At 69.1% G+C, this 23,340-nt stretch carries 23 protein-coding genes; 5 read left to right on the forward strand and 18 right to left on the reverse strand.

The features are described from left to right. Window positions 1-39: 39 nt before the first annotated feature. From dmpG to ABZV58_RS27970, 6 genes are read right to left on the reverse strand one after another with little or no spacing between them, the layout of a single operon-like run. A complete protein-coding gene (dmpG, locus tag ABZV58_RS27945) occupies window positions 40-1,047 on the reverse strand; it encodes a 4-hydroxy-2-oxovalerate aldolase (RefSeq protein ID WP_355003150.1) in 1,008 nt (335 codons plus the stop codon). Continuing rightward, the gene (locus ABZV58_RS27950; RefSeq protein WP_355003151.1) at window positions 1,044-1,988 is read right to left on the reverse strand and encodes an acetaldehyde dehydrogenase (acetylating); all 945 of its coding nucleotides are present in this window, start codon (window positions 1,986-1,988) and stop codon (window positions 1,044-1,046) included. Before ABZV58_RS27950 ends, dmpG begins: the two co-directional genes overlap by 4 nt. Further along, window positions 1,985-2,800 carry a fumarylacetoacetate hydrolase family protein gene (locus ABZV58_RS27955; RefSeq protein ID WP_355003152.1) on the reverse strand — a complete coding sequence of 272 codons (816 nt, stop codon included), beginning with the start codon at window positions 2,798-2,800 and terminating at the stop codon, window positions 1,985-1,987. The genes ABZV58_RS27950 and ABZV58_RS27955 overlap by 4 nt, the downstream gene beginning before the upstream one ends. Further along, on the reverse strand, window positions 2,797-4,542 hold the full coding sequence (locus tag ABZV58_RS27960) for a bifunctional 3-(3-hydroxy-phenyl)propionate/3-hydroxycinnamic acid hydroxylase (RefSeq protein ID WP_355003153.1): 1,746 nt from the start codon (window positions 4,540-4,542) through the stop codon (window positions 2,797-2,799). The genes ABZV58_RS27955 and ABZV58_RS27960 overlap by 4 nt, the downstream gene beginning before the upstream one ends. Continuing rightward, entirely contained in the window at window positions 4,539-5,567 is a 1,029-nt protein-coding gene (locus tag ABZV58_RS27965) for a VOC family protein (RefSeq protein ID WP_355003154.1), read from the reverse strand. The genes ABZV58_RS27960 and ABZV58_RS27965 overlap by 4 nt, the downstream gene beginning before the upstream one ends. Continuing rightward, window positions 5,564-6,424: an alpha/beta fold hydrolase gene (locus ABZV58_RS27970; RefSeq protein WP_355003155.1), complete on the reverse strand. Its 861-nt coding sequence runs from the start codon at window positions 6,422-6,424 to the stop codon at window positions 5,564-5,566. Before ABZV58_RS27970 ends, ABZV58_RS27965 begins: the two co-directional genes overlap by 4 nt. A 204-nt stretch (window positions 6,425-6,628) precedes the next feature. Here ABZV58_RS27970 and ABZV58_RS27975 point away from each other — a divergent pair, with 204 nt between their 5' ends. Next, the gene (locus ABZV58_RS27975; RefSeq protein ID WP_355003156.1) at window positions 6,629-7,267 is read left to right on the forward strand and encodes a helix-turn-helix domain-containing protein; all 639 of its coding nucleotides are present in this window, start codon (window positions 6,629-6,631) and stop codon (window positions 7,265-7,267) included. A gap of 3 nt (window positions 7,268-7,270) precedes the next feature. On the opposite strand, the gene ABZV58_RS27980 is transcribed toward ABZV58_RS27975, so the two are convergent. After that, window positions 7,271-7,870, reverse strand: coding sequence for a TetR/AcrR family transcriptional regulator (locus tag ABZV58_RS27980; RefSeq protein WP_355003157.1), 600 nt, complete (start codon window positions 7,868-7,870; stop codon window positions 7,271-7,273). 117 nt (window positions 7,871-7,987) lie between these two features. Between ABZV58_RS27980 and ABZV58_RS27985 the strand changes: the two genes are divergently transcribed. Beyond that, entirely contained in the window at window positions 7,988-8,809 is an 822-nt protein-coding gene (locus tag ABZV58_RS27985; protein WP_355003158.1) for an SDR family NAD(P)-dependent oxidoreductase, read from the forward strand. On the opposite strand, the gene ABZV58_RS27990 is transcribed toward ABZV58_RS27985, so the two are convergent. The 3 genes from ABZV58_RS27990 to ABZV58_RS28000 all read right to left on the reverse strand — a co-directional run bounded on the left by ABZV58_RS27990 (window position 8,787) and on the right by ABZV58_RS28000 (window position 11,456). Beyond that, window positions 8,787-9,530: a TetR/AcrR family transcriptional regulator gene (locus ABZV58_RS27990; protein WP_355003159.1), complete on the reverse strand. Its 744-nt coding sequence runs from the start codon at window positions 9,528-9,530 to the stop codon at window positions 8,787-8,789. The genes ABZV58_RS27985 and ABZV58_RS27990 overlap by 23 nt on opposite strands. Further along, on the reverse strand, window positions 9,527-10,753 hold the full coding sequence (locus ABZV58_RS27995) for a cytochrome P450 (protein ID WP_355003160.1): 1,227 nt from the start codon (window positions 10,751-10,753) through the stop codon (window positions 9,527-9,529). Before ABZV58_RS27995 ends, ABZV58_RS27990 begins: the two co-directional genes overlap by 4 nt. Window positions 10,754-10,847: 94 nt before the next feature. Next, window positions 10,848-11,456 (reverse strand): TetR/AcrR family transcriptional regulator, encoded by a 609-nt coding sequence (locus tag ABZV58_RS28000; protein WP_355003460.1) that lies wholly within the window; start codon window positions 11,454-11,456, stop codon window positions 10,848-10,850. Between the two features lie 134 nt (window positions 11,457-11,590). Between ABZV58_RS28000 and ABZV58_RS28005 the strand changes: the two genes are divergently transcribed. Further along, window positions 11,591-13,141, forward strand: a complete 1,551-nt coding sequence (locus tag ABZV58_RS28005; protein WP_355003161.1) for a succinic semialdehyde dehydrogenase — start codon at window positions 11,591-11,593, stop codon at window positions 13,139-13,141. A gap of 42 nt (window positions 13,142-13,183) precedes the next feature. On the opposite strand, the gene fadD8 is transcribed toward ABZV58_RS28005, so the two are convergent. The 7 genes from fadD8 to ABZV58_RS28040 form a co-directional block, all read right to left on the reverse strand. Next, window positions 13,184-14,788, reverse strand: a complete 1,605-nt coding sequence (gene fadD8, locus ABZV58_RS28010) for a fatty-acid--CoA ligase FadD8 (RefSeq protein WP_355003162.1) — start codon at window positions 14,786-14,788, stop codon at window positions 13,184-13,186. A 201-nt stretch (window positions 14,789-14,989) separates the two neighbouring features. Continuing rightward, the gene (locus ABZV58_RS28015) at window positions 14,990-16,180 is read right to left on the reverse strand and encodes a beta-ketoacyl synthase N-terminal-like domain-containing protein (protein ID WP_355003163.1); all 1,191 of its coding nucleotides are present in this window, start codon (window positions 16,178-16,180) and stop codon (window positions 14,990-14,992) included. A gap of 106 nt (window positions 16,181-16,286) precedes the next feature. After that, on the reverse strand, window positions 16,287-17,447 hold the full coding sequence (locus ABZV58_RS28020) for a thiolase domain-containing protein (RefSeq protein WP_355003164.1): 1,161 nt from the start codon (window positions 17,445-17,447) through the stop codon (window positions 16,287-16,289). Then, window positions 17,444-18,520, reverse strand: coding sequence for a lipid-transfer protein (locus tag ABZV58_RS28025; protein ID WP_355003165.1), 1,077 nt, complete (start codon window positions 18,518-18,520; stop codon window positions 17,444-17,446). Before ABZV58_RS28025 ends, ABZV58_RS28020 begins: the two co-directional genes overlap by 4 nt. Further along, window positions 18,513-18,995, reverse strand: coding sequence for a Zn-ribbon domain-containing OB-fold protein (locus ABZV58_RS28030; protein ID WP_355003166.1), 483 nt, complete (start codon window positions 18,993-18,995; stop codon window positions 18,513-18,515). Before ABZV58_RS28030 ends, ABZV58_RS28025 begins: the two co-directional genes overlap by 8 nt. After that, entirely contained in the window at window positions 18,988-19,446 is a 459-nt protein-coding gene (locus ABZV58_RS28035) for an OB-fold domain-containing protein (RefSeq protein ID WP_355003167.1), read from the reverse strand. Before ABZV58_RS28035 ends, ABZV58_RS28030 begins: the two co-directional genes overlap by 8 nt. An 84-nt stretch (window positions 19,447-19,530) precedes the next feature. Beyond that, window positions 19,531-20,457 (reverse strand): nitronate monooxygenase, encoded by a 927-nt coding sequence (locus ABZV58_RS28040; RefSeq protein WP_355003461.1) that lies wholly within the window; start codon window positions 20,455-20,457, stop codon window positions 19,531-19,533. Between the two features lie 148 nt (window positions 20,458-20,605). On the opposite strand from ABZV58_RS28040, the gene ABZV58_RS28045 reads away from it, so the two are divergent. Beyond that, window positions 20,606-20,764 carry a hypothetical protein gene (locus tag ABZV58_RS28045; RefSeq protein ID WP_355003168.1) on the forward strand — a complete coding sequence of 53 codons (159 nt, stop codon included), beginning with the start codon at window positions 20,606-20,608 and terminating at the stop codon, window positions 20,762-20,764. A gap of 12 nt (window positions 20,765-20,776) precedes the next feature. Here the strand turns inward: ABZV58_RS28045 and ABZV58_RS28050 are convergent, their stop codons facing one another. After that, on the reverse strand, window positions 20,777-21,505 hold the full coding sequence (locus tag ABZV58_RS28050) for a TetR family transcriptional regulator (protein ID WP_355003169.1): 729 nt from the start codon (window positions 21,503-21,505) through the stop codon (window positions 20,777-20,779). 60 nt (window positions 21,506-21,565) lie between these two features. On the opposite strand from ABZV58_RS28050, the gene ABZV58_RS28055 reads away from it, so the two are divergent. After that, complete coding sequence (locus ABZV58_RS28055; protein ID WP_355003170.1) at window positions 21,566-23,335, forward strand: ABC transporter ATP-binding protein; 1,770 nt, start codon at window positions 21,566-21,568, stop codon at window positions 23,333-23,335. Window positions 23,336-23,340 lie beyond the last annotated feature (5 nt).

A 23,340-nucleotide genomic window follows, 5' to 3' on the forward strand; every position in this document is an offset into this window, starting at 1 on the left:
TGGCGGCGCTCGAGGCCCACGGTGCGATGAAGCAGGCCGCTAGCCGCGGCCGGTGAGATCGAGGGCGATATCGATGATCATGTCTTCCTGCCCCCCGACCAGTCCGCGCCGTCCCGCCTCGGTGAGCAGGGTGCGAACGTCGATTCCATAAGCGGCGGACGCCGTTTCGGCGTGCCGCAGGAAGCTGGAGTACACCCCGGCGTAGCCGAGGGCCAGCGTTTCCCTATCGACCTGCACGGGCCGGTCCATGAGCGGACGGACGAGATCGTCGGCGGCATCGGTGAGGGCGTCGAGATCGGCGCCGTGGTTCCATCCGGTCAGGTCGGCGACCGCGACGAACGCCTCCAACGGCGTGTTGCCCGCGCCGGCGCCGAGTCCGGCCAGCGAGGCGTCGACCCGGGTGACGCCTTCCTCTACGGCGATGACGCTGTTGGCGACGGCCAGCGACAGATTCTGGTGCGCGTGGATGCCGATCTCGGTGCTCGAATCGAGCACGGCGCGGTAGGCCCGCACCCGTTGGCGCACACCGCTCATGGTGAGTCGCCCGCCGGAATCGGTGACATACACGCAGTGCGCGCCGTAGGACTCCATCAGCCGCGCCTGCTCGGCCAGCCCCGCCGGGCTGTTCATGTGGCTCATCATCAGGAATCCGGAGACGTCCATGCCGAGCTCGCGGGCGTAGCCGATGTGCTGCGCGGCGATGTCGGCCTCGGTGCAGTGGGTCGCCACCCGCACCGAGCGCACGCCGAGCTCGTAGGCGCGCCGCAGGTCCTCGATGGTGCCGATGCCGGGCAGCAGCAGCGTGGTCAGCCGAGCGGTGGTCAGCACTTCGGCCGTCGCGGCGAGCCACTCCCAGTCGGTGTTGCTGCCCGGTCCGTAGGTGAGGCTGCCGCCGGACAGGCCGTCGCCGTGCGCGACCTCGATCGCGTCGACGCCCGCCGCGTCGAGAGCGGCGGCGATGTCGGCGACGATCTGCGGGGTGATGCGGTGGCGCAGCGCGTGCATGCCGTCCCGCAAAGTGACGTCCTGGAGGAAAACCTCGGTCATCGCACTGCCTCCCTGGCTCCTCGGGCGATCTGTTCGGCGACGCGCAGCGCCGCGGAGGTCATGATGTCGAGATTCCCGGCGTACGCCGGCAGATAGTGCGCGGCGCCTTCGACTTCCAGGAACACCGACACCTGATGCGTCACCGGCCGGTCGCCGACGAGCGTGCGCACCGGGGCGTCCCGCGGCACCGGTGTGATCTGGATGTCCTGCTCGAGCCGATAGCCGGGAACGTACGCCGCGACGGATTCGATCATGGCCCGGATGGATTCGCGCACCGCGTCCCCGGCGCGCCGCGCCGGATCGTCGATGAGCGCGAGCACCGTGTCGCGCATGATCAGCGGTGGTTCGGCGGGGTTGAGCACGATGAGGGCACGACCCCGCTCGGCGCCGCCGACGGCGGTGATCGCCGCGCCGGTGGTCTCGGTGAACTCGTCGATGTTGGCGCGGGTGCCGGGACCCGCCGATTTCGAGGCGATCGCCGCGACGATCTCGGCGTACGGAACCGGCGTGACGCGCGAGATGGCCGCGACGATCGGAATGGTGGCCTGCCCGCCGCAGGTGACCATGTTGACGTTGTCCGCGTCCAGATGCGCGTCGAGGTTGACGGCGGGGACCACGAACGGACCGATCGCGGCCGGTGTCAGGTCGACGAGCCGCTTCCCATGCGGGGCAAGGGCTTCGGCATTGGCCAGGTGCGCGCGGGCCGAGGTGGCGTCGAACACGATATCGATCTCGGCGAAATCGGGCATGGCGATGAGGCCCCGCACGCCGTCCGCGGTGGTGGGCACCCCGAGCCGCGCCGCCCGCGCCAAGCCGTCGGAAGCGGGATCGATGCCGACCATCGCGGCCATTTCCAGGGTGTCCGAGAGGCGGAGCACCTTGATCATCAAGTCGGTGCCGATATTGCCCGAGCCGATCACAGCGACCTTGGTGCGGGTCATGCGGTTTCCTCCATGCTGAAGCCGACGGTTGCGAGCGTCGCTACGCCGTAACGGATTTCGGAGTGCACGCGCGCGCCGGGCCGCAGCGGCGCCATCGGGCCGAGCGCGCCGGAGAGCACGATCTCGCCCGCACGCAGCGGGTCGCCGAGGCCGCGGGCGGTGCGCGCGAGCCAAGCCAGCGCGTTGAGCGGATCGCCGAGGCAGGCGGAACCGGTTCCGGTGGAGACGATCTCGCCGTCCAGCCGCATACTCATGCTGACTTCGCGCGGCTCGAAATCCGCCAGCGACAGCCGCTGCTCCCCGAGCGCGAACCACCCGCTGGATGCGTTGTCGGCGACGGTATCGCCGAAAGTGATGTCCCAGTCCGCGATTCGGCTGTCGACGATCTCCAGCGCCGCGACGGCGTAGTCCACCGCGTGCCGCACACTGCGGGCGTCGATCTCTTCGGTGTCGAGATCGGCGGACAGCACGAAGGCCAGTTCCGCCTCGATCTTCGGTTGCAGCAGTCGCGGCCGGTCGGCCAGTGGGATGCGAATGTCCATGTCGGCGAACAGGACTCCGAAGTCCGGCTGGTCGACGCCCAGCTGCTGCTGCACGGCGGGCGAGGTGAGGCCGATCTTGCGGCCGACCACCCGCGCGCCGGATTCGACGCGCGCGCGGACACCGAGCCGCTGCACGGCGTAGGCGACGGCGACGTCGTCGCTGCCGATGAGGTCGCGCACGGGCGCGGCGGGCACGCCGGTGTCCGCGGCCTCGGCGAGCCGTTGCGCGGCGGCCAAGACCGCCGGGCTCTCGGTGACGGTCGAGGTCATCGGGACTCCTCGTAGTCGGGGGTGATCAGGTGCTCGGTGATGCGCTCGGGGAGCGGCGCGTGGCCGGTGGGCAGGCGAAGCTGCCGCGTCAATTCCGCGACGAGCGGCGCGGTTTCGCCGCGCGGCGCGACGCCGAACACGAACCGGTCGGGACGCAGCACCACCACTCCGCCGCGGCGGACTCCGGCCTTGCCGAACCAGCGCACCAGCGCGCCGGTGTGGTCTTCGATGTCGGCCACCGCGTCGCCGCCGCCCCGACCGTCGCCGGGCTTGCCCTGGGGGCGGCTGCCGAGGGGATAGACCGTGACGAAGTGACTGCCGAGCCCGTCCAGCACGGCCAGATCCTCGGCGGAGCACGCCGTGCGCGGGTCGACGCCGTAGCCGAGCACGGCGAAGCCGAGGCCGAGCACGTCGTCGAGGCGGCGATGCCTGCCGTCGTAGGTGCGCACCTCCGGTTGCGGAGCGAGGGTGCCCTCGACCCCGCGCAGCCCGCGCCGGGGCAGACCCAGGTAGGCGTCGCGGCGGAACCGGGGCTCCGGCTTCATTTTCGCCCCGCGGATCCAGCCGCCGAGCCCCGGCACCCGCAGCGCGGTGGTCAGCGCGACGTCACGGAATCGTGCAGCCACCGGGTTGTCCACCGAGACAAGGTTCTTCATCCACACCGACATGGTGATGATGGCTTTGGCGTGCGGGCGGCGCTCGGACTCGTAGCTGTCCAAGATCGCCGGGTCGGCGCCGTGGCGCAGGATCGCGGTCAGCTTCCAGGACAGGTTGTCGGCGTCGCGCACACCGGAGTTCATGCCCTGGCCGATGAACTGGGGCGTCATGTGCGCGGCGTCGCCCGCCAGCAGGATGCGCCCATCGCGCCAGCTGTCCGCCACGACGGCGTTGAAGGTGTAGACGAGCTTGCGCAGCACCTCGACCTCGTCCGGGTCGACGAACCGGGAGATGTGCGCGCGGACGTTGTCGGGGTCCTCCATCTCCTCCTTGGTCTGAGACTCGCGCAGCATGAACTCGAAACGGTGATGTCCGCCCGGCTGCGGACAGGACACGATCGGCAGCTCGGGCTCGCAGACGAAGTTGAAGTACGGCAGGTGCCGGAACGCGTCCACGCCGTCTTTGGCCTTCAGGTCCACCACGAGCCAGCGCTCCGGGAAGCTGGTGCCGGTCATGTCGATGCCCAGCTGGGTGCGCACCACGCTGCGGCCGCCGTCGCAGCCGACCAGGAACTGCGCTCGCACCCGTTCGGAGGTCCGGAGATCGGTCTCGGGTTCCCGTTTGCCGTAGCCGGTGCCCACGCAGGCGGCGTGCTCGACCCCGACACTCGTGGCGTCCTGATCGAAGCCGACGACCTCGCGGCCGCGCCGCACGGTGACGTGCGGGTAGCTGTCCAGCGCCCGCTCGAGGGAGTTCTCCAGATACGGCTGGTAGAGGAAGTTGACCACCGGCCAGCCGAGGGGACGCTCGATCTGGTTGAACTGCGCGAGCAGCGACCCGTCGGCGCGGACCCACTGGACGGTGGAGTCGATGTTCATGTCCGCGGCCAATTCGTCTGCCGCACCGGCTGTTTGGAAGATCCGCATGCCTTCGTCGTCGGTGTAGACGGCGCGGGCCAGACCGTAGTACTCCGGTTCGCGCTCCAGCACGAGCACCCGCACGCCGCGGCGGCCGAGCAGGTTGGCCAGGGTGAGCCCGGTCGGTCCGAGCCCGACGACCACGACGTCGTAGTCGAATTCGCTCATCGAGAAAGTCCTCCCGACAGTTCCGGCACCGTGATCTCCGGCGTGCGTACGGTTTCCAGGGCGCGGCGGAATTGGGCGAATTTGTCCAGCACCGTCTGCCCGACGGTGGTGTGGCCCCAGATGCTGATGCCCTGATAGGTGCTCGGTTCCCAGGTCGCCTCGCGTTCCGGCGTGATGACGATCGGGTTCCAGCCGACCTCGAGTTCGAAGCCGGACGGTGTCACGCAGTAGTAGGACAGCTCACGGTCGTTGGTGTGCTGGCCGACCGACCACGCCATCCGGAACCCGAGATCGGTGACGCGCTGGAACGACGCGAGCATGTCGTCCAACGTCGCGGACTGAATGTTGATGTGCTGCACCCGGGTTCGGATCGGGTCGATCTTCACCCCGCGCACGTTGGCGATCGCGATCGAGTGATGGCGCTCGTTGACCCGCAGGAAGCGGATCTTCATCATCAGCCCGGAGACGTTCTCGTCGATGTAATCCGACAGGCGGGAATCGAATACGGTGTGGTAGTAGCCGCGCAGCGACTCCGGCTCCCTGGACACGATCGCGACGTGACCCATACCCGCCTCGCCGGTGACCCAGCCCGAGCTGAGCATTCGCAACGGTTCGGGTGTGGTCACCAGGGCCGTGAAGATCTCGGTGGCGATACCTTTGGGCCCGGGGAAACGCCAGAGCCGCTCCACGCCGCGCAGGGCGGCTTCGTCGGCTGTGCCCTCCTCGATCGGAACCCCGCGATCGGCGACCCTGGCGATGATCCGGTCGAACGTCTCGTGATCGTCGATCTGCCAGCCGAGGGCGGTCACGTCCTCGACCGGGCCGCGCTCGATCAGGAATCGGCACGACCGGTCGTCGAGCCGGAAACGCAGGGTGTCGGCGTCGAGCCGGTCGACGTGCATGCCGATCGCCAAGGCGCCGAAGCGGTCCCAGTCGGTCAGTCGCTGGGACTGCACCGCGATGTAGCCCAGATGTACCGCTCCGAACACCGAACCGTCGGTGTTCGGGCGCAGGAAATAGTTCACGACTTCGCCTCCAGAAACGCGGTCGCGAGTGCGTTGAACATGTCCGCGCGCTCCCACTGCACCCAGTGGCCGGTCTTGGCGGCCAGGAACAGGTCGCAGTTGGGCATGCGCTCGGCGAGCATGCGGCCGCCCTCGGGTCGGTTGACCCCATCTTCGGCGCCCCAGATCACCAGCGTGCGATGGTTCACCTTGCCGAGCCGGGGGTCACGGGTGAAGTCCATCCGCCACACCGTCCGCAGCCCAGAAGGCCTGCGCAGCGGCGGATTCGCGACCACGTCGGGATCCAGGCTGGCCCGATACCGCTCGTCGATCAGCTCCTCGGTGATCGCGCTCGCGTCGTAGACCAGGTGGTCGCGCACGAACGTGGCGAGTTTCTCCCGGCTCGGGCCGTCGCCGCCGTAGTACGCGAGCAGGGACTGCAAGCCTTTCGTCGGCAGCGCACGGGTGGTGCCGACGCCGCCCGGACCCATCAGGATCAGCCTGCCGACCTTCTCGGGGCGGTCCATCGCCAACCGCAGCGCCGCGGCGCCGCCGTAGGAATTGCCGACCAGGTGCGCGCTCGGCAGGTCCAGCGCGTCGAGCAGTCCGCCGACCGAAGCGGCGAGATCGCCGAACGGGTCGGACTGATCGATCCGCTTGGTCGAGCGGCCGTAGCCGGGCATGTCCGGGACGATGACCCGGAAGCGCCGCGCCAGCGCCTCGATGTTGCGCGAGTAGTTCGAGAGCCCGGACGCGCCGGGGCCACCGCCGTGCAACAGCACCACCGCCGGGCCCGAGCCGAACTCGGTCAAGAAGATGTCGCGGTCGCCGACTCGAACCGTCCGCCCGGCGTCGACCCCCTTGTCGATGCTTGTCACAAGCCACCTCCACAGTTCAGATGATGAAATCATCAGTTGCGAGGAAACTCTTTGTCAAGAGTAAATGATGAGAACATCAGAAAAGATGGTCGGATCAACAGGATGGATCGACGTCGCGCGCACGGCTGCGCGCCGCGCCGAGAATCGTCTCTGATCGTTTCCTCAGTTACGATTCTCGGGACGATTCCGAGTGGGAGAGGGCCGATGACCACCGAACCCGTAGTGCGCAACCGCGTCGATCGGCGACGTGAGCGCACCCGCAACGCACTGCTCGGCGCGGCGCGCAAGTTCCTCTCGGAGGGGCGTTCGGCCGTCAGCATCCAGGAGATCACCGACGCCGCCGACGTCGGATTCGGTTCCTTCTATAACCATTTCGAGTCCAAGGAGCAGCTGTTCGACGAGGCGGTGCGCTCGGCGCTGCAGGTCTACAGCGAGATGCGCGACGCGATCGTGGCGCTCTACGACGACCCGGCCGAGGTGTTCGCCGTCAGCTTCCGCCTGACCGGACGGTTGCAACGGCAGATCCCCGAGATGGTGAAGGTCGTGCTGAACTCGGGTATGTCGATCATGCTGCGGGACGAGGGTCTCGCGCCGCGCGCCCGCCGCGACATCATCGCCGCACAGGAGGCGGGCCGCTTCGAACCGATGGACCCCGACCTGGCCGTGATGGCCGCGGGCGGTTCGCTGCTCGGCCTGCTGCAACTGCTCGACGCAAAGCCGGACGCCGACGCCGACGCGCTGTCGGACGAGATGGCCTTCCAAATGCTGCGCATGTTCGGCATGAACAAGCGCGCCGCGCAGAAACTCACCTCCACCGAGCTGCCGCCGCTGCCGCAGCTCTGATCGTCAGGGCCGGAAGGCGCGCAGGGTGAGGTCGACGAGCGAGTCGGCGTAGTCGGGAGTGAGCGGGCCCGAGCGGTGCAACCACCGCTGGAACAGCGGGCCGTAGAGCACCTCCAGCACCAGGTCGAGGTCGGCGTCCGTGGCTAGCTGACCGGCTTGCTGCGCGCTGCGCAGGCGGGCCTTCTTGGCGTCGTCCATCGGGCCCGCCAGCTTCTCGCGGTATTGGGCGGCGAGCTCGGGATCATTGGCGATCTCGGTGTTCAGGGCGCGGATCGGCCGCTCGAAGTCCGGATCGGCGAACTCGGCGACTGTTGCCCGCATGACCAGCTTCAGATCTGCCTCCAGGTCGCCGGTGTCGGGAAGATTCAAGCCCTGCCCGTCCGCGTCCTCGCTGAGCGCGAGGAAGGAGTCGAAGATGACGGCGCCCTTCGACGGCCACCACCGGTAGATCGTCTGCTTGCCGACGCCCGCCCGCGCCGCGATGGCCTCGATCGAGACCTTGCCGTACCCGACCTCGGAGATCAGCTCGCGGGTCGCCGCGAGGATCGCCTGGCGTGAGCGTTCGCTGCGCCGGGAACGGTCCGGCTGGGGGGCATTCGACATGCGTCGAGACTAGCAGGCCAACGAGACGGAACGGTTCGTGTTGACAGAAGGGACCCGAGCGTGCAGACTTTGAGCGAACCGAGACGTATCGTCTCGACTAGAGGAGGTGGCTTTTCCATGACGACCGCCAAAGTGTGGTTCATCACCGGCGCTTCGCGTGGCCTCGGCCGGGCGTTCACCGAGGCGGCGCTCGCGGCGGGGGATCGCGTGGTGGCCGCCGCGCGTAATATCGCGCCGCTCGACGATCTGGTCGCCGAATATCCGGACCACTTGGCTCCGCTCGTGCTGGACGTCTCCGATCGCCTAGCCGTGTTCGACGGCGTCGAGCGTGCGGTGGCGGCGTTCGGCAGGCTCGACGTGGTGGTCAACAACGCGGGCGGGCTGCTGTACGGCATGGTCGAGGAGGCCACCGAGGAGCAGATCCGCGCGCACCTCGACGTGAACTTCTTCGGCGCGGTGTGGGTGGTTCAGGCTGTGCTTCCGCACCTGCGCGCGCAGGGATCCGGGCGGATCTTGCAGATCACCTCGATGGGCAGCAGCGGCGGCATGGCGTCCGTCGGCTTCTACGGCGCGGGCAAGGTGGCGCTGGACTCGCTCAGTGAGGCGCTGGCGATGGAGGTCGAGCGGTTCGGCGTCCAGGTCGTCATCGTGGAGATGGGCGGCTACTCGACCGGGCTCTTCACCGCGGGGACCACGGCGACCGAACCCCTCCCGCACTACGAGACGTTGCGCGCCGAACTCGCCGAGATGTGGGGTGACGAATCCGGACCCGACCCGAGCAACGCGGCCCCGGTGATCATGGAACTGGCCGCCCTGCCGAATCCGCCCCGGCGACTCATCGTCGGCAGCCAGTCCTACGACCAGGTTCTGGAAATCGACCGCGCCCGCGCCGAGTTGTACCGGGAATGGGAACAGCTCAGCCGGAAGGCCGCGGGCTGAGCCCGGCGAGCCCGATACTGCCCGCGAGGTCGGCGAGGGTGGCGTCGAACAGCGCGTCGGGGTCGCTGACGGGCATCGGGTAGTTGCCGAACACTTCGAGGGTGACATGCCCGTACAGCCGCGCCCAGAGCGTCATCATCAGATAGGCCACGCCCAAGTCGAGCTTCTCGGCGGGGAACTTCTGACTCGATTCGGCGAGCATGGCGAGCAATTCGGTCTGGAAACCGATCAGATCCTCGCGCAACGCGTCGGGAATCGTGTCGGTCGGCGGGGTCACCAGGTCGTAGGTGGTGAGCAACCGGCCCGCCGCGCCCAGGAAGACGCGGCCGAACGGTTCGTCGAATTGCCTTATCCCGCCGGGGTTCTCGCCATTCGGCGAGGCGAACACGAGGGTGAACTCGTGCGGGTGGGCGAGAGCCCAGCGCCGAAAGCCCTTGCAGATGGCGAACAGTTGCACGACGCCGTCGTCAGGCAACTCGGCGACCTGCCCCGCGAGCTCGTCCGCCAAGTCCACGCAGATGTCGCGGCGCAGCGCGGCGACCAAGTCCTCGCGCGAGGCGTAATGGCGGTACAGCGCGGGCGCGGTGATGCCGAGATCGCGCGCGATGGCGCGCAGGGTCAGCGCCTCGGGCCCCTGGTCGGCCAGCACCGTCCTGGCCACCCGCCGGATGTCCGCGTCGTGTATCGCGGGCATCCGGCCCCGTCGTGCGGGTTGTGTCATTCGTATGCGACCTGCCAGCTCTTGATGCCGTTCAACCAGCCCGAGCGTAGCCGGACCGGCTCGGAGACCTCACGCAGGTTCGGCATCACATCCGCGATGGCGTTGAAGATCAGGTCGAGTTGCAGCCGCGCCAGGTTCGCGCCGACGCAGAAGTGCGTGCCGGTGCCGCCGAAACCCACGTGCGGGTTGGGGTTACGGGTGACATCGAATTCGAAGGGCTTCTCGAAGCGCTCCTCGTCGAAGTTGGCCGAGGCGTAGAACAGTCCGACGCGCTGGCCCTTGCTGATGGCCTGGCCGCCGATCTCGGTGTCCTGCAACGCCGTACGCTGGAAGGCGATCACCGGCGTCGCCCACCGGACGATCTCGTCGGGCGCGGTGCGCGGCCGCTCCGCCTTGTACAGCTCCCACTGCTCGGGGAAGTCGATGAACGCCTTCATGCCGTGCGTGGTGGCGTTGCGGGTGGTCTCGTTGCCCGCGACCGCCAAAAGGATGACGAACCAGGCGAATTCGTCCGATCCGAGCGCCTCGCCGTCGAGGTCGGCGGTGACGAGCTGGCTGACGATGTCGTCGGCCGGGCACTTGCGGCGCTCCTCGGCGAGGTTCCACGAGTAGCCCATGATCTCGGCGGTGGCCAGCTTGTGGTTGCCGTCGAAGTCCGGATCGTCGTAGCCCATCATCTGATTCGACCAGTCGAACAGCTTGCCGCGGTCGGACTGCGGCACGCCGAGCAGCTCGGCGATGGCCTGCAACGGCAGCTCGCACGCCACCTGCTGGACGAAGTCGCCGCCGCCGGTCTTCTTGGCCTCGTGGACGATTCGCTCGGCGCGTTCGTGCAGCGCGTCGCGCAGGCTTTGCACGGCGCGCGGGGTGAAGCCGCGGGAGATGATCCGCCGCAGCTTGTCGTGGATGGGCGGATCGGTGTTGACCAGCATGGCGCGCTGGATGTCGATCTCGTCCCGGGTGATGTCGCCGTTGAAGCGGATCACCGCGGTGTTGGCGTTGGTGGAGAACACCTCGGAGTTCTTGGAGATCTCCTTGATGTGGTCGAGCTTGCTGACCACCCAGTACCCGCCGTCGTCGAAGCCGCTGACGCCGTTGGGCTGGTCGACCCACCAGACCGGGGCGGTCCGGCGCAGCTCGGCCCACTCCTCGACGGGCAGACGGCTGGCGAGCAGGTCGGGATCGGTGAAATCGAAATCGTGCGAGATGGATGGCGCGGACACGGTACCTCCTTTGGAACACGTTCCACAGGAGTGAACCACACCACACTCTATTTGTGAACACCATTTAGTAAATCGGGTTCACTTGATCTTCGGATCAGTCCGACGGTGGTCCGGCGAGGATGGCGGTGACGACGTCGACGAGTTCGCTCATCACCTGCTCGGGGCTGAGCTGGACGCCGGAGATGGCGAGCAGATCTTGGGTCTGATGGACATCGCCGAGGACTTGGAAGGTCAAGGTCATGGCCTGCGCCAAGCGGAATCGGATGGTGTGGCGGGGGAGGTCGGGGAAGGCGCGGCTCAGCAGGGTCATGAAACGGCGAGCTTGGTCGGCGAACCCCTCGGCGACGGTCGACAGCGCGGGATGGCCGCTGCCGAGAACGCTCGCGATGAACTTGACCCAGGATCCGCCCTCGCCGGTCGCCATCTCCCACACCGGCAGCACGAACGCCTCCGCCAAGCCGCGGGCGCCGACGACGCCCGACTGCTCCACCTCGTCGAGCAGGGCGGCCCGCCGGGTCGCGACCGCGTCGCTGCGCTGCCGGATCAGCGCCTCGATCAAGGCTTCCTTGGACCCGAAGTGGTAGTGCACCGCGGCGACATTCGCGCCCGCGGCCGACATCACGGCGCGCAGCGACACCGCGTCGATACCGCGTTCGGCGAACAGTCGCTCGGCCGCGAGAATCAGGCGCCGGTCGGTCGGCATGGCTAGTTCTTCTTCGCTGATTCGAAGCTCGGCACGGTCCGCTGCGCTGGTCACCTGCTGCATTGTAATGACCGTTCGCCCAGCGCAGACGTTATCTCTATCAACTGATGCAATCACTTGATAGAGTGCCGTTCGTGAGTACGACCACCGTTCCCGCCCACGACTTCTCGGGACTGACCGCCCTGGTGGCGGGCGATCCATCCGACACCGTTCCGGTCGTGGAGGTCTTCACCGGAACGGTCGTCGCGCGACTGCCGCAGTCCTCGCCCGCCGATGTCGCCGCGGCGTTCGACCGCGCCCGCGCTGTCCAGGCCGAATGGGCGCGCTGGCCGGTGCGCCGCAGGCTGGCCGTCTTCGAGCGCTTCCACCGCCTGGTCCTGGAGAACCACCGGACGATCACCGATCTGATCCAGATCGAGACGGGCAAGGCGCGCCGCATGGCCTTCGAGGAGCTGTGCGACATCCCGATGGTCATCGGCCACTATCTGAAGCGCGCGCCGCGACTGTTGCGTCCCGTTCGGCATCCCGGCGCGATACCACTGGTCAGCACCTCCACCGAGATCCGCAAGCCGCGCGGGGTCGTCGGCGTGATCGCGCCGTGGAACTTCCCGTTCGCGATCGGCTACTGCGACGCGATCCCCGCGCTGATGGCCGGAAACGGAATCGTGCTCAAGCCGGACAACCGGACTCCGCTCAGTCCGGCGTTCGGTTTGCGGCTGCTGCTCGAGGCTGGGCTTCCGGAGGGACTCGTTCAGATCGTCTGCGGCGACGGGCCGGTGGTGGGTCCCGCGGTCGTGGACGGCGCGGACTTCGTGATGTTCACCGGATCGGAGGCGACCGGTCGGCTGGTGGCCAAGCAGGCGGGGGAGCGCCTCGTCGAATCGTGCCTGGAATTGGGCGGCAAGAACCCGATGATCGTCTTGGCCGACGCGGATCTGCCCGCGGCGGTGCACAGCGCGATCTCCGGGGTCTTCGACAACACCGGTCAGCTGTGTTTGCACATCGAGCGGATCTACGTGCACGAATCGGTGTATGCGGCTTTCCGCGACGAGTTCACCGCGCGCGTCGCGGCGCTGCGGGTCGGGCCCGGCTACGACTTCGACATCGAGATGGGCGCTTTGGTCTCGGCCGATCAGTGCGCCCGCGTGGCGGAGCAGGTCGAGCAGGCGAAAGCCGGTGGCGCGCGGGCGCTCACCGGCGGTCACGTCATGCCGGAGCTCGGGCCGACGTTCTACGCGCCGACGGTGCTCGAGGGCGTCACCGCGGAGATGGACGTCTTCGGGGCGGAGACCTTCGGTCCTGTCGTCGCGCTGTATCCGTTCTCGTCCGTCGACGAGGCGGTCGAGCTCGCGAACGACACACGGTACGGGTTGAGCGCGAGCGTCTGGGGGCGCGATCTGTCGGCGGCGCGCGCGGTCGGTGCGCGGCTGGCGGCCGGACACGTGAATGTCAACGACTCCGCCGCGCTCGCCTACGCCGGAAAGAGCGCGCCCTCAGGCGGATTCAAGGCGTCGGGGATGGGAGTCCGCAACGGCGACGCCGGTCTGCTGAAATTCACCGAGTCGACGAACGTGGCGACGCTCAAGCGGCAGGTGCTCGGCCCGCGACCGGATCAGTCGTACGACGCCTACCTCGACCGCACCCTCACGACGCTGTCGCTGCTGCGCCGCTACCGCATCCGCTGACAGGCGAAACCGGCTGTCCGCCAGCCGGTTTCGCCTTGTTCGTCAGAGGTCGAGCCGCTCCGCGGCCAGGGCGCGCACGGCCTTCTTGTCGGGCTTGCCGAGACCGGTGAGCGGCAGCTCGTCGATGACGAGGACGTGCTTGGGCACCTGCACCGAACCCTTGCGCTGCCGGACGGTCTCCTGAATCTCCGCGATCATCGTCTCCACGGCGGTCGCGTCGTTCGGCGCGGCGGGATCGAGCACGACGACCGCGGTGACCGCCTCACCCCAGCGCGGATCGGGCACCCCGACGACCGCGACGTGCGAGACCGACGGATGCTCGGCGACGACATCTTCGACCTCGCGGGGAAAGACGTTGAAACCGCCGGTGACCACCATGTCCTTGCTGCGGCCGACGATGTGCAGGAACCCGTCTTCGTCCTGGCGGGCCAGATCGCCGGTGCGCAGCCAGCCGTCGCGGAAGGTCTCCGCGGTGGCCTCCGGCTTGTTCAGGTAACCCGCCGCGACCAGCGGTCCGGAGACGCAGATCTCGCCGACCTCGCCGGGCGCGGCGACCTTGTCGTCGGTATCCAGCAGCGCGACGCGCAGCGCCGCCGAGGGACGACCGCACGAGGTGAGCCGCGCCGAATCGTGTTCGCGCTTACCGAGATAGCTGATGGCCATCGGCGCCTCCGACTGCCCGAAGTACTGCGCGAAGATCGGCCCGAAACGCTCGATCGCCTGGGTCAACCGGGTCGGGTCGATGGCCGAGGCGCCGTAGTACACCGTCTCCAGCGACGACACGTCGCGGGTCGCGAGATCCGGGTGGTCGAGCAGGGCGTAGAGCATCGACGGCACCAGCATGGTCGCGGTGATCTTGTGCTCCTCGATGGCGCGCAGCACCTCGCCCGGTTCGAAGCGGGGAAGCACCACGCACTGACCGCCGAGCAGGACGACCGGGAGGAAGAAGGCCGCGCCCGCGTGCGAGAGCGGCGTGCAGATCAGGAATCTCGGCCGCTGCGGCCATTCCCATTCCGACAGCTGGATCTGGGTCATCGTCGCCATGGTGCTCGCGGTTCCGATGACGCCCTTGGGTTTTCCCGTGGTGCCGCCGGTGTAGCTGATCGAGATGACGGCGTCGGGCGGCAGGTCGGTGGCCTCGATCGGCTCCGCGTCGAACGCCGCAGCGGCGGCCGTCAGATCGACGCCGACATCGGCCAGTTCCGGCGGCACGGCGCCGAGCACGAGGACCCGCTTCAGCTCCGGCACCCGGTCGACCAGTTCGCGGGCTCGCTGCACGAAGGCGGGCACCGGGTCGAGCACCAGGGTGGTGATGCCCGCGTCGGCGAGCACGTAGGCGTGATCGTCCAGCCCGCCCATCGGGTGCAGCGCGGTGCGCCGATGACCGCGCACCTGCCCGGCGCCGATGGTGAACAGCACCTCGGGCCGGTTGAGCGCGAGGACGCCGACCGGCGTGCCGGTGTCGACTCCGTTGGCCGCGAACGCGGCGACGTAGCGGCTGATCGCCTCCAGCACATCGGCGCCGGTGAGGACCGTGTCACCGAGGGTGAGCACCGGATCGTGGCGGTGCCTGCGCAGCCCGGCGAGCAGGCTGTGACCGTTGTGCACCGGCAGGCGCAGGTGGGCGTCGAGATCGATTGTCGTCATAGGTGTTTCAGCTCCGAGCACTCGTCGTTGACCGTCGTTGGGCACGTGGGTGCCTGCGCCTCGCTGACGCTCGGCTCCGGCATGCGCGAAGCGCGCTGCAACACGATTCGCTCACTCCGTTCGCTCATGCCTGCGCCTCGCTGACGCTCGGCTCCGGCATGCGCGAAGCGCGCTGCGACACGATTCGCTCACTACGTTCGCTCATGACGGCCCCGCGTACAGTGTGACGACGCAAGCGCCGCCGAGGCCGAGATTGTGCGCCAAAGCGATGCGCGCGTCCGGCACTTGCCGATCCGCGGCGAGCCCGCGCAGCTGCCAGCAGAGTTCGGCCGTCTGCGCGAGTCCGGTAGCGCCGAGCGGGTGACCCTTCGAGATCAGTCCGCCGGACGGGTTGACCACCCAAGCGCCGCCGTAGGTGGTGGCGCCGGACTCCACCAGCGCACCCGATTCGCCCTCCCCGCACAGACCGAGCGCCTCGTAGGTGATTAGCTCGTTGATCGAGAAGCAGTCGTGCAGTTCGATCACGTCGACCTGGTCGATGGTGATCCCCGCGGCCTCGAGGGCGCGACCGGACGCGGCGCGGGTCATCGGCGCTCCGACGACATCGATCATCGACCCCGTGGCGAACGCGGACTCGTCGTCGGTGACCAGCTCCTGGGCCAGGATCTCCACGGCCTGCCCCTCCAGACCGAGTTCGCGCACCACGTCCTCGCTCACCAGCACGGCGGCCGCGGCGCCGTCCGACATGGGCGAGCACTGCGAGCGGGTCAGCGGACCGTGCACCGGCACATCGGCGAGCACCTGCTCCAGCGTGTAGGCATTCTGAAACTGCGCCAAGGGATTACGCGTCGAGTGTTCGTGGTTCTTCACCGCGACGGCGGCCAGTTGTTCGGGCGTCGTGCCATAGCGCTTGCCGTGCTCGAGCGCGGCGTTGCCGAAGAACTGGGTGGTCATCGGCGCGGCGCCGAAGTCGTAGTGCGCGGACATGACTCGCAGGTGCCCGTCGACGGTGGTCGTCTTCGGCGGTGTCGCGGGGCCTGCCATGGCTTGCTTGGTCATCTGCTCGAACCCGACCGCCAGCGCCACGTCCGCGAGACCGGCGCCGATCCACTCGCGCGCCAGCACGAGCGCGGTGGAGCCGGTGGCGCAGTTGTTGTTGACGTTGACCACCGGAATGCCGGTCATGCCGACGTCGTACAGCGCGCGTTGCCCGGCCGCCGAGGGCTGGAAGACATAGCCGACCGCGGCACGCTGGACCCGGTCGTAGCCGATCCCCGCGTCGCCCAGCGCGCCGCGCACCGCCTCGCCGACCATCTCCGGGTAGGTCCACGGCTTGGACCCGATCTTGACGAACGGCGTCATCCCGACACCGACGACGTGCACCCGCCGCATCTTCGAACTCCTGTCTCGGTTCATCCCCGCCCTCGCACCGGCTCCGCGCGCCTCGCAGTGGTGGTGTCCCGTGCGAGGCGGGCGGAAGATCCGCGGGGAGCTGGCCTCACGTGTTCGGCCGTTCGTCGCCGACGACCCAGAGGGCGTGGAATTGGGATGCGCCGCCCATGGCGTGGCCGATGGCTCGGCGCGCGCCGGGGACTTGGTGCTCGCCCGCCATGCCGCGGACCTGTAGCGCGGCCTCTAGGAAGCGGACCAAGCCGGTGGCTCCGGTCGGATTGCCGGACAGCACGCCGCCGGACGGGTTGATCGGCAGCGACCCGCCGAATCGCGTCGTCCCGTCGTCGACCAGTTTCCAGCCTTGGTGCAGCGGAGCGAGGCCGATGTTCTCCAGCCACATCGGTTCGTACCAGCTGTACGGGATGTACAGCTCCGCCACGTCGACTTCCCTTGCCGGATCGACGATTCCGGCCTGCCGGTAGGCATCGGCGGCGCACTCCGCGCCCGCGCGCGGGTTGACCTCGTCGCGTCCGGCGAAGTGGCCGGTCTCGGTGCGGAACGACATGCCGTGGATCCAGGCGGGCGGGCGCGCTGTCTTCCCGACCTGCGCGGCCGCCGACAACACGATCGCGGCGGCGCCGTCGGAGGACGGGCACGATTCGAGGTAGCGGATCGGGTCCCACAGCATGCGGGACTCCTTGACCTTCTCGACGGTGATGTCGGGCATGTGCACGTGCGCGTACGGATTGCGCAGCGCGTTGAGCCGGTGATTGACCGCCACCTGCCAGCCGATGTGTTCCGGTGCGCCGGAGCGGCGGATGTACTCGCGGATGACCGGCGCGAAATGGCCGCCCGCGCCCGCGCCGAGTTTGGCGCTGAAGGGCAGTCCGCGGGAGAGCGCCCAGGTGAAATTGCCCTCGGACTCTTTGGAATACGCCGCGACGAGCACGCGCCGCGCCAACCCCGCCTCGATGAGGTGCGCGCCGTAGATGGCCGCGTGCCCGCCGACGCTGCCGCCGGTGAAGACTCGCGTCACCGGAAGCCCGCGGGCGCCGAGCGCGTCGGCGAGGTAGAGCTCCGGGTTCATCACCCCGTCGAACAGGTCCGGGGTCTTCGACAGCACGATCGCGTCGACCTCGCCCAGCTCCAGCTCGGCGTCGGCCATCGCGGCCGCGACCGCTTCGCGCACCATCGCGCCGATGGTCGTCTCGCGGCGCTTGGCCTGCTTGCCCTGACCGATGCCGATGACGGCGACGGGTTCAGTCATGCCGGGTCTCCTTCCAGCAGGCAGACCAGATTCTGTTGCAGCGCTTGGCCGTTGGTGGCGTGCGCGAGGGCTCGGCGGGCTCGGCCCGACCGAATGCCCTTGGCCGCCTCGGCGATACGGATCAGACCGGTCGCGGTGGTCGGCCTACCCGCCAGCGGCCCGCCCGACGGATTGATCGCCGTCGCCGCGCCGAGCCCGAGTTCGCGAACCAGAAGCGGTTCCTGCGCGGAGTATTCGACGTGCAGTTCGGCGATGTCGACCTCGCTCGCGGCGAAGCCCGCGGTCGCCGACGCCCGCGCGGCGGCGAGGTTCGCGGAGGGCGCCCTGGTCAGATCGCGCGACCCCGGGTAGTGCCCGTCCATCCGGTGGTCGATGCCGCGGATCCAGGCGGGACGTTCGCACAGCGATCTGGCCACGTCACCGGCGGCGAGCACGACGACGCTCGCGGCATCGCCGACCGGCGACACGTCGTGGCCACGCAAGGGCGCGGCCACATAGGGCGCGGCGAGCAGTTCGTCGACCTCGTACTCGCCCGCCATCTGTGCGTGCGGGTTGGCCTTGGCGTCCGCCAGGCTGCGCGCGACGATCCGCGCCATCTCGCGCTCCGTGGTCACCTCGGACTGGAGCAGCGCGCAGGCCTGAACGCCCGCGATCGCGTCGCGATGCGGGCGCAGCGGCGTGAGGTAGTAGGGGTCCAGCTGGGTGGGCACGACCTGGTCGAGGTCACGCGGCAGCGAACCGCGGCCGATCCCGTACACCAGCGCGATGTCGCCGTGCCCCAATTGCAGCCACGACCACGCCTCGTAGAACGCCCAGGCGGCGTCCATCTCCACGTGCGACTCCGCGATCGGCGGCCAGGCGCCGACGGCGTCGAGCGAGTCGATGTAGGCGAAGGTGCGTCCCTCGTGGAAGTCGTGACTGCCCGAACACACGAAATCGACTCGGTCGCGGTCGAGTTGGATGCCGGAGAGCGCTTCCCGGATCACCGGGAGCAGGATGCCCGCCATGTCGTCGCGGCGGTTCGCGGCGAGGCAGGCGGACTGTGCGGAGCCGACGACGGCGATCTCACGCATGCCGAACCTCCTCGGTCGCGACGGGGCGATAGTGGCGGATGCTCATCCACGACGGCTCGAGCTCGGCGCCCTCCTGCCAGACCGGCTCGACCTCCATGCCGATGTGCACCTCGGCGATGTCGACCTCGCGGATCAGGTGCATCAGCCGGGTGTCCGCGCCGTGCGGCTGGATGTAGGCCACCACGTACGGCGGCTCGATCTCCTGACCGGGGAACGGGAAGCTGACGACACAGAAGGTGGAAACGATTCCGCGCCCGTCGAGTTCGGTCGGCTCGTCGAGTTCGACGAGGCAGCGTGCGCAGAACTCCGGCGCGGGCAGATACACGTGGCGGCACGACGGGCAGGTGCTCGCCAGCAGGCGGCGCTCGGACAGGCCGCGCAGGAATCGCGAGCGACCGACACCGGCGACGAACGTGAACTCCATCCGCAGCGGCGTCGGCATCAGCGAAACCGGTTCCGGCAGTGTCCTATTCATCGTCGCCCTCCGGCTCGAAACAGCGGAGGTCGAACATCTCGCCGCGGCGTTCTTCCGCCCAGCGCGCCCGCACCCGCAGGCCTCGCCGAATCCGCGCCGGGTCGCCGCCGACGTCGAGGGCGTGGAAGAAGGTGCCCTCCGTACCGTCGACGGCGATGAGCGCCCACGCGAAATCGCCGTCGACCGGATCGCCCGGGCGGTGCCGAACCCAGGTCCAGGACTCGACGGCGCCGACCGGCTTCAGCTCGACCAGCTCGCTCAGCTCCTTGCCGGTCACCGGATCGAACTCGGGCGGCGGGCACACCACGGTGCCGCGCTCGGTCCGCGCGCCGAACAGCCGCTTCTCGCGCAGCCCGGCGAGGAACGTCCCGACGACCGGTCCCACCGTGCGCTCGAACGGGAACTCGATCTCATAGGGGGCCTGTAGGCCCTCGTCGACATCAGCGGACATCGGCAGCTCCTTTCACGGTCGGAGTCTGCCTCAATCACTTGATTGAATCAAGTGCTTGAGCCCGCGTGCGCGGGTCTCGTGCTGTCAGCGTCCGCGCGCGAGCAGCTCCGCCGCGCCGGAGCAGAGCTCGTCGATCACCTGCGCCACCGGGGTGACCGCGGTGATCATGCCGACCCCTTGCCCCGCGTCCACCGGCGCGGTTCGCGGATCGTCGGCGGCGATCGCGGCGGTCAACGCGGCCTGCGCCGCCTCGTCCGTGCGCAGCGCGTCCTCGTGACCCGTCCACCGGGCCGCGAAGTCGTTGCGCAGCACCCGGGCGGGAAACCTTGTCGGCCAAGGCAATCGCATCGCCACGTCGAACGCCGTGGTGGCGAGGGTTTCGGTGCCGTCGGCCGCGATCATCGCGCGGCGACTCGCCTCCGACAGCGACGACTCCGCGCACGCGGCGAGGTGCGTGCCGAGCCACGCCCCGCTGGCGCCCGCGGCGAGAACGGCCGCGAGACTCGCGGGTGACCCGATGCCGCCCGCGGCGAGCACCGGCACTGTCACGGCGTCGAGCACCGCGTCCAGCAGCGGCAGCGTCCCCATCTCCACCGCGCCGTGGCCGCCGCCCTCCGCGCCCCGCGCGACCAGGACATCGATACCGGCGTCCTCGGCCCGCCGCGCCTCGGTCGCGTTGTATACCTGTGTGGCCGTGCGTATTCCGTTGGATCGCACGCGTTCGATCCAGGATGGATCCGTCCCGAAGCTCACCGCGATCAGCGTCGGCGCCGCGGCGATGGCCACGTCGAGCAGTTCCGGTTCGGCGGCGACGACCCAGTCCACGACACCGATGCCGAACCGCCCGCCGAGGGACGTCGTGTGCGGAAGTTCCCGGCGCAGCGCGGCCGCGGATCCGGCGCTGCCCATACCGATCATCCCCAGCCCACCCGCCGCGGTGACCGCCGCGGCCATCCGCCCGCCCGCGACGCCACCCATCGGCGCGTTCACCACCGGCACGCGCAGGCCCATCGCCCGCGACCACTCCGTGGTCAGGAGCGGTCGATCTTCCGAAGAATGCGGTTCCCGTTGCGACACAGCCATCCCTCCATGCCAGCACAGCGGCGGGATTGAAGCGCGGCGGGGTGGGTAGACCGAAGCGACGACGAAGGAGGCCCCCATGTCACGCGCGAAAGACACCGACGACGAGAACAACGACAAGTCCAAGAGCGACAAGCCACCAGGCCCGACCGACCAGGGCCGCGACGCCGGAATGGCGACCAGGGAGGTCGCCCCGGAAATGGCCGCCACCGAGAACGCCCAGGAACCGCCGGACTGATCCCTCAGCGGCTCACCGCGCCGGGAGCTGACCCGCAGCACCGGTCAGCTCCCGCAACCTGACTTCCAATCCGTCGAGGACACGCTCGAGCGCGTAGCGGCAGTACTCCCGATGCGCGGTCTCGCGCGCCGCGTCGTCATCGATCGCGGCGGCGGAGGCGAGATCGCGCATCTGGTCCAGTCCGTCCGACGGTCGCGATTCGAGCATCCGCGCCAAGCCCGCCATGCCGGATTCCGCTGCGGCACCATGTCTTTCATCGCCGATGGCAGGCTTCTGGTCCCCGAGGGCGATCAGGCCGAGGCAGGTGTTGAACGCGACCGAATAGGCGTGCGCGGCTTCGTCCCCGAAGCCCGCGTCGACCATCCGGCGCATTCCCGCCTCCATGGTCGGCAGTAGTCGCTCGGTCTGCGGGCCGTTGCGCAACAGCCAGGCCGCGACGCCGGGATAGCGCACCAGATGGTCGATCATCGCGGACAAGATGTCGTACAGCCAACGCCGCCAATCGCTTTCGTCGAGCGACAACGACATCTCGGCGAAGATCTCGTCGATCACCGCGGCGTGCACACGGCCGCGATCGCCGACGTGGTGGTAGATCACCGACAGCGAGGTGTCGAGCCGCGCGGTGAGTTCGCGCATGCTCCACCCGTCGAGCCCACGCTCGGCGGTCAGTGCGACGGCCGCCTCGGTGATCGCCTGCCGTGAGAGCCCGGTGTGATACTCCCGCCTCGAACCTCTGGACACCGTGCCGACCCTACCGGTAGCCTCCGAAATTAGAACACTGATCTAAAATTGGGGTTGGTTATGACATCCGTTCTGGACCCTGTGCTTCCCGAGGTCGCGCCGCCGGTTCCGAAGAAATCGGGATTGGGTGTCTTGCTATCGCCCGTGCGCGGTCGGCTGGTGGTAGCGGGCGCGCTCCAGCTGCTCGGGGCGCTGGCCGCGCTCGCCCCGTACGTCGCCGTGGTCGAGATCGGCCGCGAACTCCTCGGCGGCGGCCCGGCCGACCGTGGCGCGGTCTGGCTGTGGGTCGCGCTCGGCGGCATCGGATTCGCCTCGCGCACAGCGTGTTCGGCGGCCGCGTACACGCTGAGCCACATCGCGGACGCCGATGTCGGCCTGTTGATTCGGCGCCGGATGGCAGACCGGTTGGGGCGGGTGCCACTGGGTTGGTTCACCGAGCGCAGCTCCGGACGGGTGAAGCGGGTGCTGTCCGACGACGTCGCGGCGGTCCATCACGCGGTCGCGCACGCGATCAACGATCTGGTGGCGGCGGTCGTCGTGCCCGTGGTGGCGCTGGGCTATCTGTTCGTCCTCGACTGGCGGCTGACGCTGATCTGTCTGGCGCCGATCGTCCTGTGGTTCGCCGCGGTGGCATGGATGATGCGCGACGGGTCCGCACGGATGACGCAGTGGAGCGCCGAACTGGACCGTGTCAACGCTGCCGTCGTCGAATTCGTCGACGGCATCGCGGTCGTGAAGGCTTTCGGGCAGGCGGGGCGCGCACGGGATCGCTACCGCCGCGCGGCCGACGATCTGGCGCGGTTCCTGAGCGAGTGGGCGGGTCCGATGCGGCGCATGGAAGCGCTGTCCACCGCCCTCGTCTCGCCGCCGGTCCTGCTGCTCGTGGCGCTCGGTGGTGGCGTCCTGCTCGCTGTGGAACCCGCCGAGCTCATCGCGTTCGTGATGCTGGCGGTCGGGCTCGGCGCGCCGATTCTGGCGCTCGGTTTCGGCGCGCAGGCGATGCAGGTGGCGACCGAGGCGGCGGGCCGCATCGCCGATCTGCTCGCCACTTCCGAGCTGGGCCGCGCCGCCGACCCGGTGGCGCCTGTCGACGGGCGGGTCGAATTCGACAGTGTGCGTTTCTCTTACGATGGGCAGACGACCGTGCTCGACGGCGTGGACATCGTGATGGCGCCGGGCACGGTCACCGCCCTGGTCGGCGCCTCCGGTTCCGGCAAGTCCACGCTGGCGCGGCTGCTCCCGCGCTTCTGGGACGTCGAGGGCGGCGCCGTGCGGATCGGCGGCGTCGACGTCCGCCGCATGTCCGAGCGCGAGCTGTACCGCCGTGTCGGCTTCGTCTTCCAAGAAACGGCGTTGCTGCGCACCAGCATTCGCGACAACATCGCCCTCGGCCGCCCCGACGCAAACGCGGCGGAGGTGGCTGCCGCGGCGCGGGCCGCCCAGATCCACGAACGCGTCGAGGCGCTGCCGCGCGGCTACGACAGCGTCGTCGGCGCGGACGCGCTCCTGTCCGGTGGTGAGGCACAGCGTATTTCGATCGCCCGCGCACTGCTGAGCGATACGCCCGTCCTGGTGCTCGATGAGGCGACGGCGTTCGCCGATCCCGAATCCGAGGCGGCGGTGCAGGACGCGTTGTCGCGGTTGGTGGCGGGGCGGACGCTGCTGGTGATCGCCCACCGCCTGCACACCATCCGGCACGCCGACCGCATCGTGGTCCTTTCTCGCGGCCGGGTCGTCGAGGCGGGCGGGCACGAGGAACTGGTCGCCGCCGACGGCGAGTACGCGCGAATGTGGCGGTCGCAGGTTGTCGTTCGGAAGGAAGCACGATGATACGC

It is taken from the genome of Nocardia sp. NPDC004654 (genome assembly GCF_040609595.1).
In the GTDB taxonomy this organism is placed as follows: domain Bacteria; phylum Actinomycetota; class Actinomycetes; order Mycobacteriales; family Mycobacteriaceae; genus Nocardia.

Bases quoted from the DNA above. Each gene is read 5' to 3' on its own strand.
- dmpG (WP_355003150.1), bottom strand. From the start codon at position 1,047: ATGACCGAGGTTTTCCTCCAGGACGTCACTTTGCGGGACGGCATGCAC.
- ABZV58_RS27950 (WP_355003151.1), bottom strand. From the start codon at position 1,988: ATGACCCGCACCAAGGTCGCTGTGATCGGCTCGGGCAATATCGGCACC.
- ABZV58_RS27955 (WP_355003152.1), bottom strand. From the start codon at position 2,800: ATGACCTCGACCGTCACCGAGAGCCCGGCGGTCTTGGCCGCCGCGCAA.
- ABZV58_RS27960 (WP_355003153.1), bottom strand. From the start codon at position 4,542: ATGAGCGAATTCGACTACGACGTCGTGGTCGTCGGGCTCGGACCGACC.
- ABZV58_RS27975 (WP_355003156.1), top strand. From the start codon at position 6,629: ATGACCACCGAACCCGTAGTGCGCAACCGCGTCGATCGGCGACGTGAG.
- ABZV58_RS27980 (WP_355003157.1), bottom strand. From the start codon at position 7,870: ATGTCGAATGCCCCCCAGCCGGACCGTTCCCGGCGCAGCGAACGCTCA.
- ABZV58_RS27985 (WP_355003158.1), top strand. From the start codon at position 7,988: ATGACGACCGCCAAAGTGTGGTTCATCACCGGCGCTTCGCGTGGCCTC.
- ABZV58_RS27990 (WP_355003159.1), bottom strand. From the start codon at position 9,530: ATGACACAACCCGCACGACGGGGCCGGATGCCCGCGATACACGACGCG.
- ABZV58_RS28000 (WP_355003460.1), bottom strand. From the start codon at position 11,456: ATGCCGACCGACCGGCGCCTGATTCTCGCGGCCGAGCGACTGTTCGCC.
- fadD8 (WP_355003162.1), bottom strand. From the start codon at position 14,788: ATGACGACAATCGATCTCGACGCCCACCTGCGCCTGCCGGTGCACAAC.
- ABZV58_RS28015 (WP_355003163.1), bottom strand. From the start codon at position 16,180: ATGCGGCGGGTGCACGTCGTCGGTGTCGGGATGACGCCGTTCGTCAAG.
- ABZV58_RS28020 (WP_355003164.1), bottom strand. From the start codon at position 17,447: ATGACTGAACCCGTCGCCGTCATCGGCATCGGTCAGGGCAAGCAGGCC.
- ABZV58_RS28025 (WP_355003165.1), bottom strand. From the start codon at position 18,520: ATGCGTGAGATCGCCGTCGTCGGCTCCGCACAGTCCGCCTGCCTCGCC.
- ABZV58_RS28030 (WP_355003166.1), bottom strand. From the start codon at position 18,995: ATGAATAGGACACTGCCGGAACCGGTTTCGCTGATGCCGACGCCGCTG.
- ABZV58_RS28035 (WP_355003167.1), bottom strand. From the start codon at position 19,446: ATGTCCGCTGATGTCGACGAGGGCCTACAGGCCCCCTATGAGATCGAG.
- ABZV58_RS28040 (WP_355003461.1), bottom strand. From the start codon at position 20,457: ATGGGCCTGCGCGTGCCGGTGGTGAACGCGCCGATGGGTGGCGTCGCG.
- ABZV58_RS28045 (WP_355003168.1), top strand. From the start codon at position 20,606: ATGTCACGCGCGAAAGACACCGACGACGAGAACAACGACAAGTCCAAG.
- ABZV58_RS28055 (WP_355003170.1), top strand. From the start codon at position 21,566: ATGACATCCGTTCTGGACCCTGTGCTTCCCGAGGTCGCGCCGCCGGTT.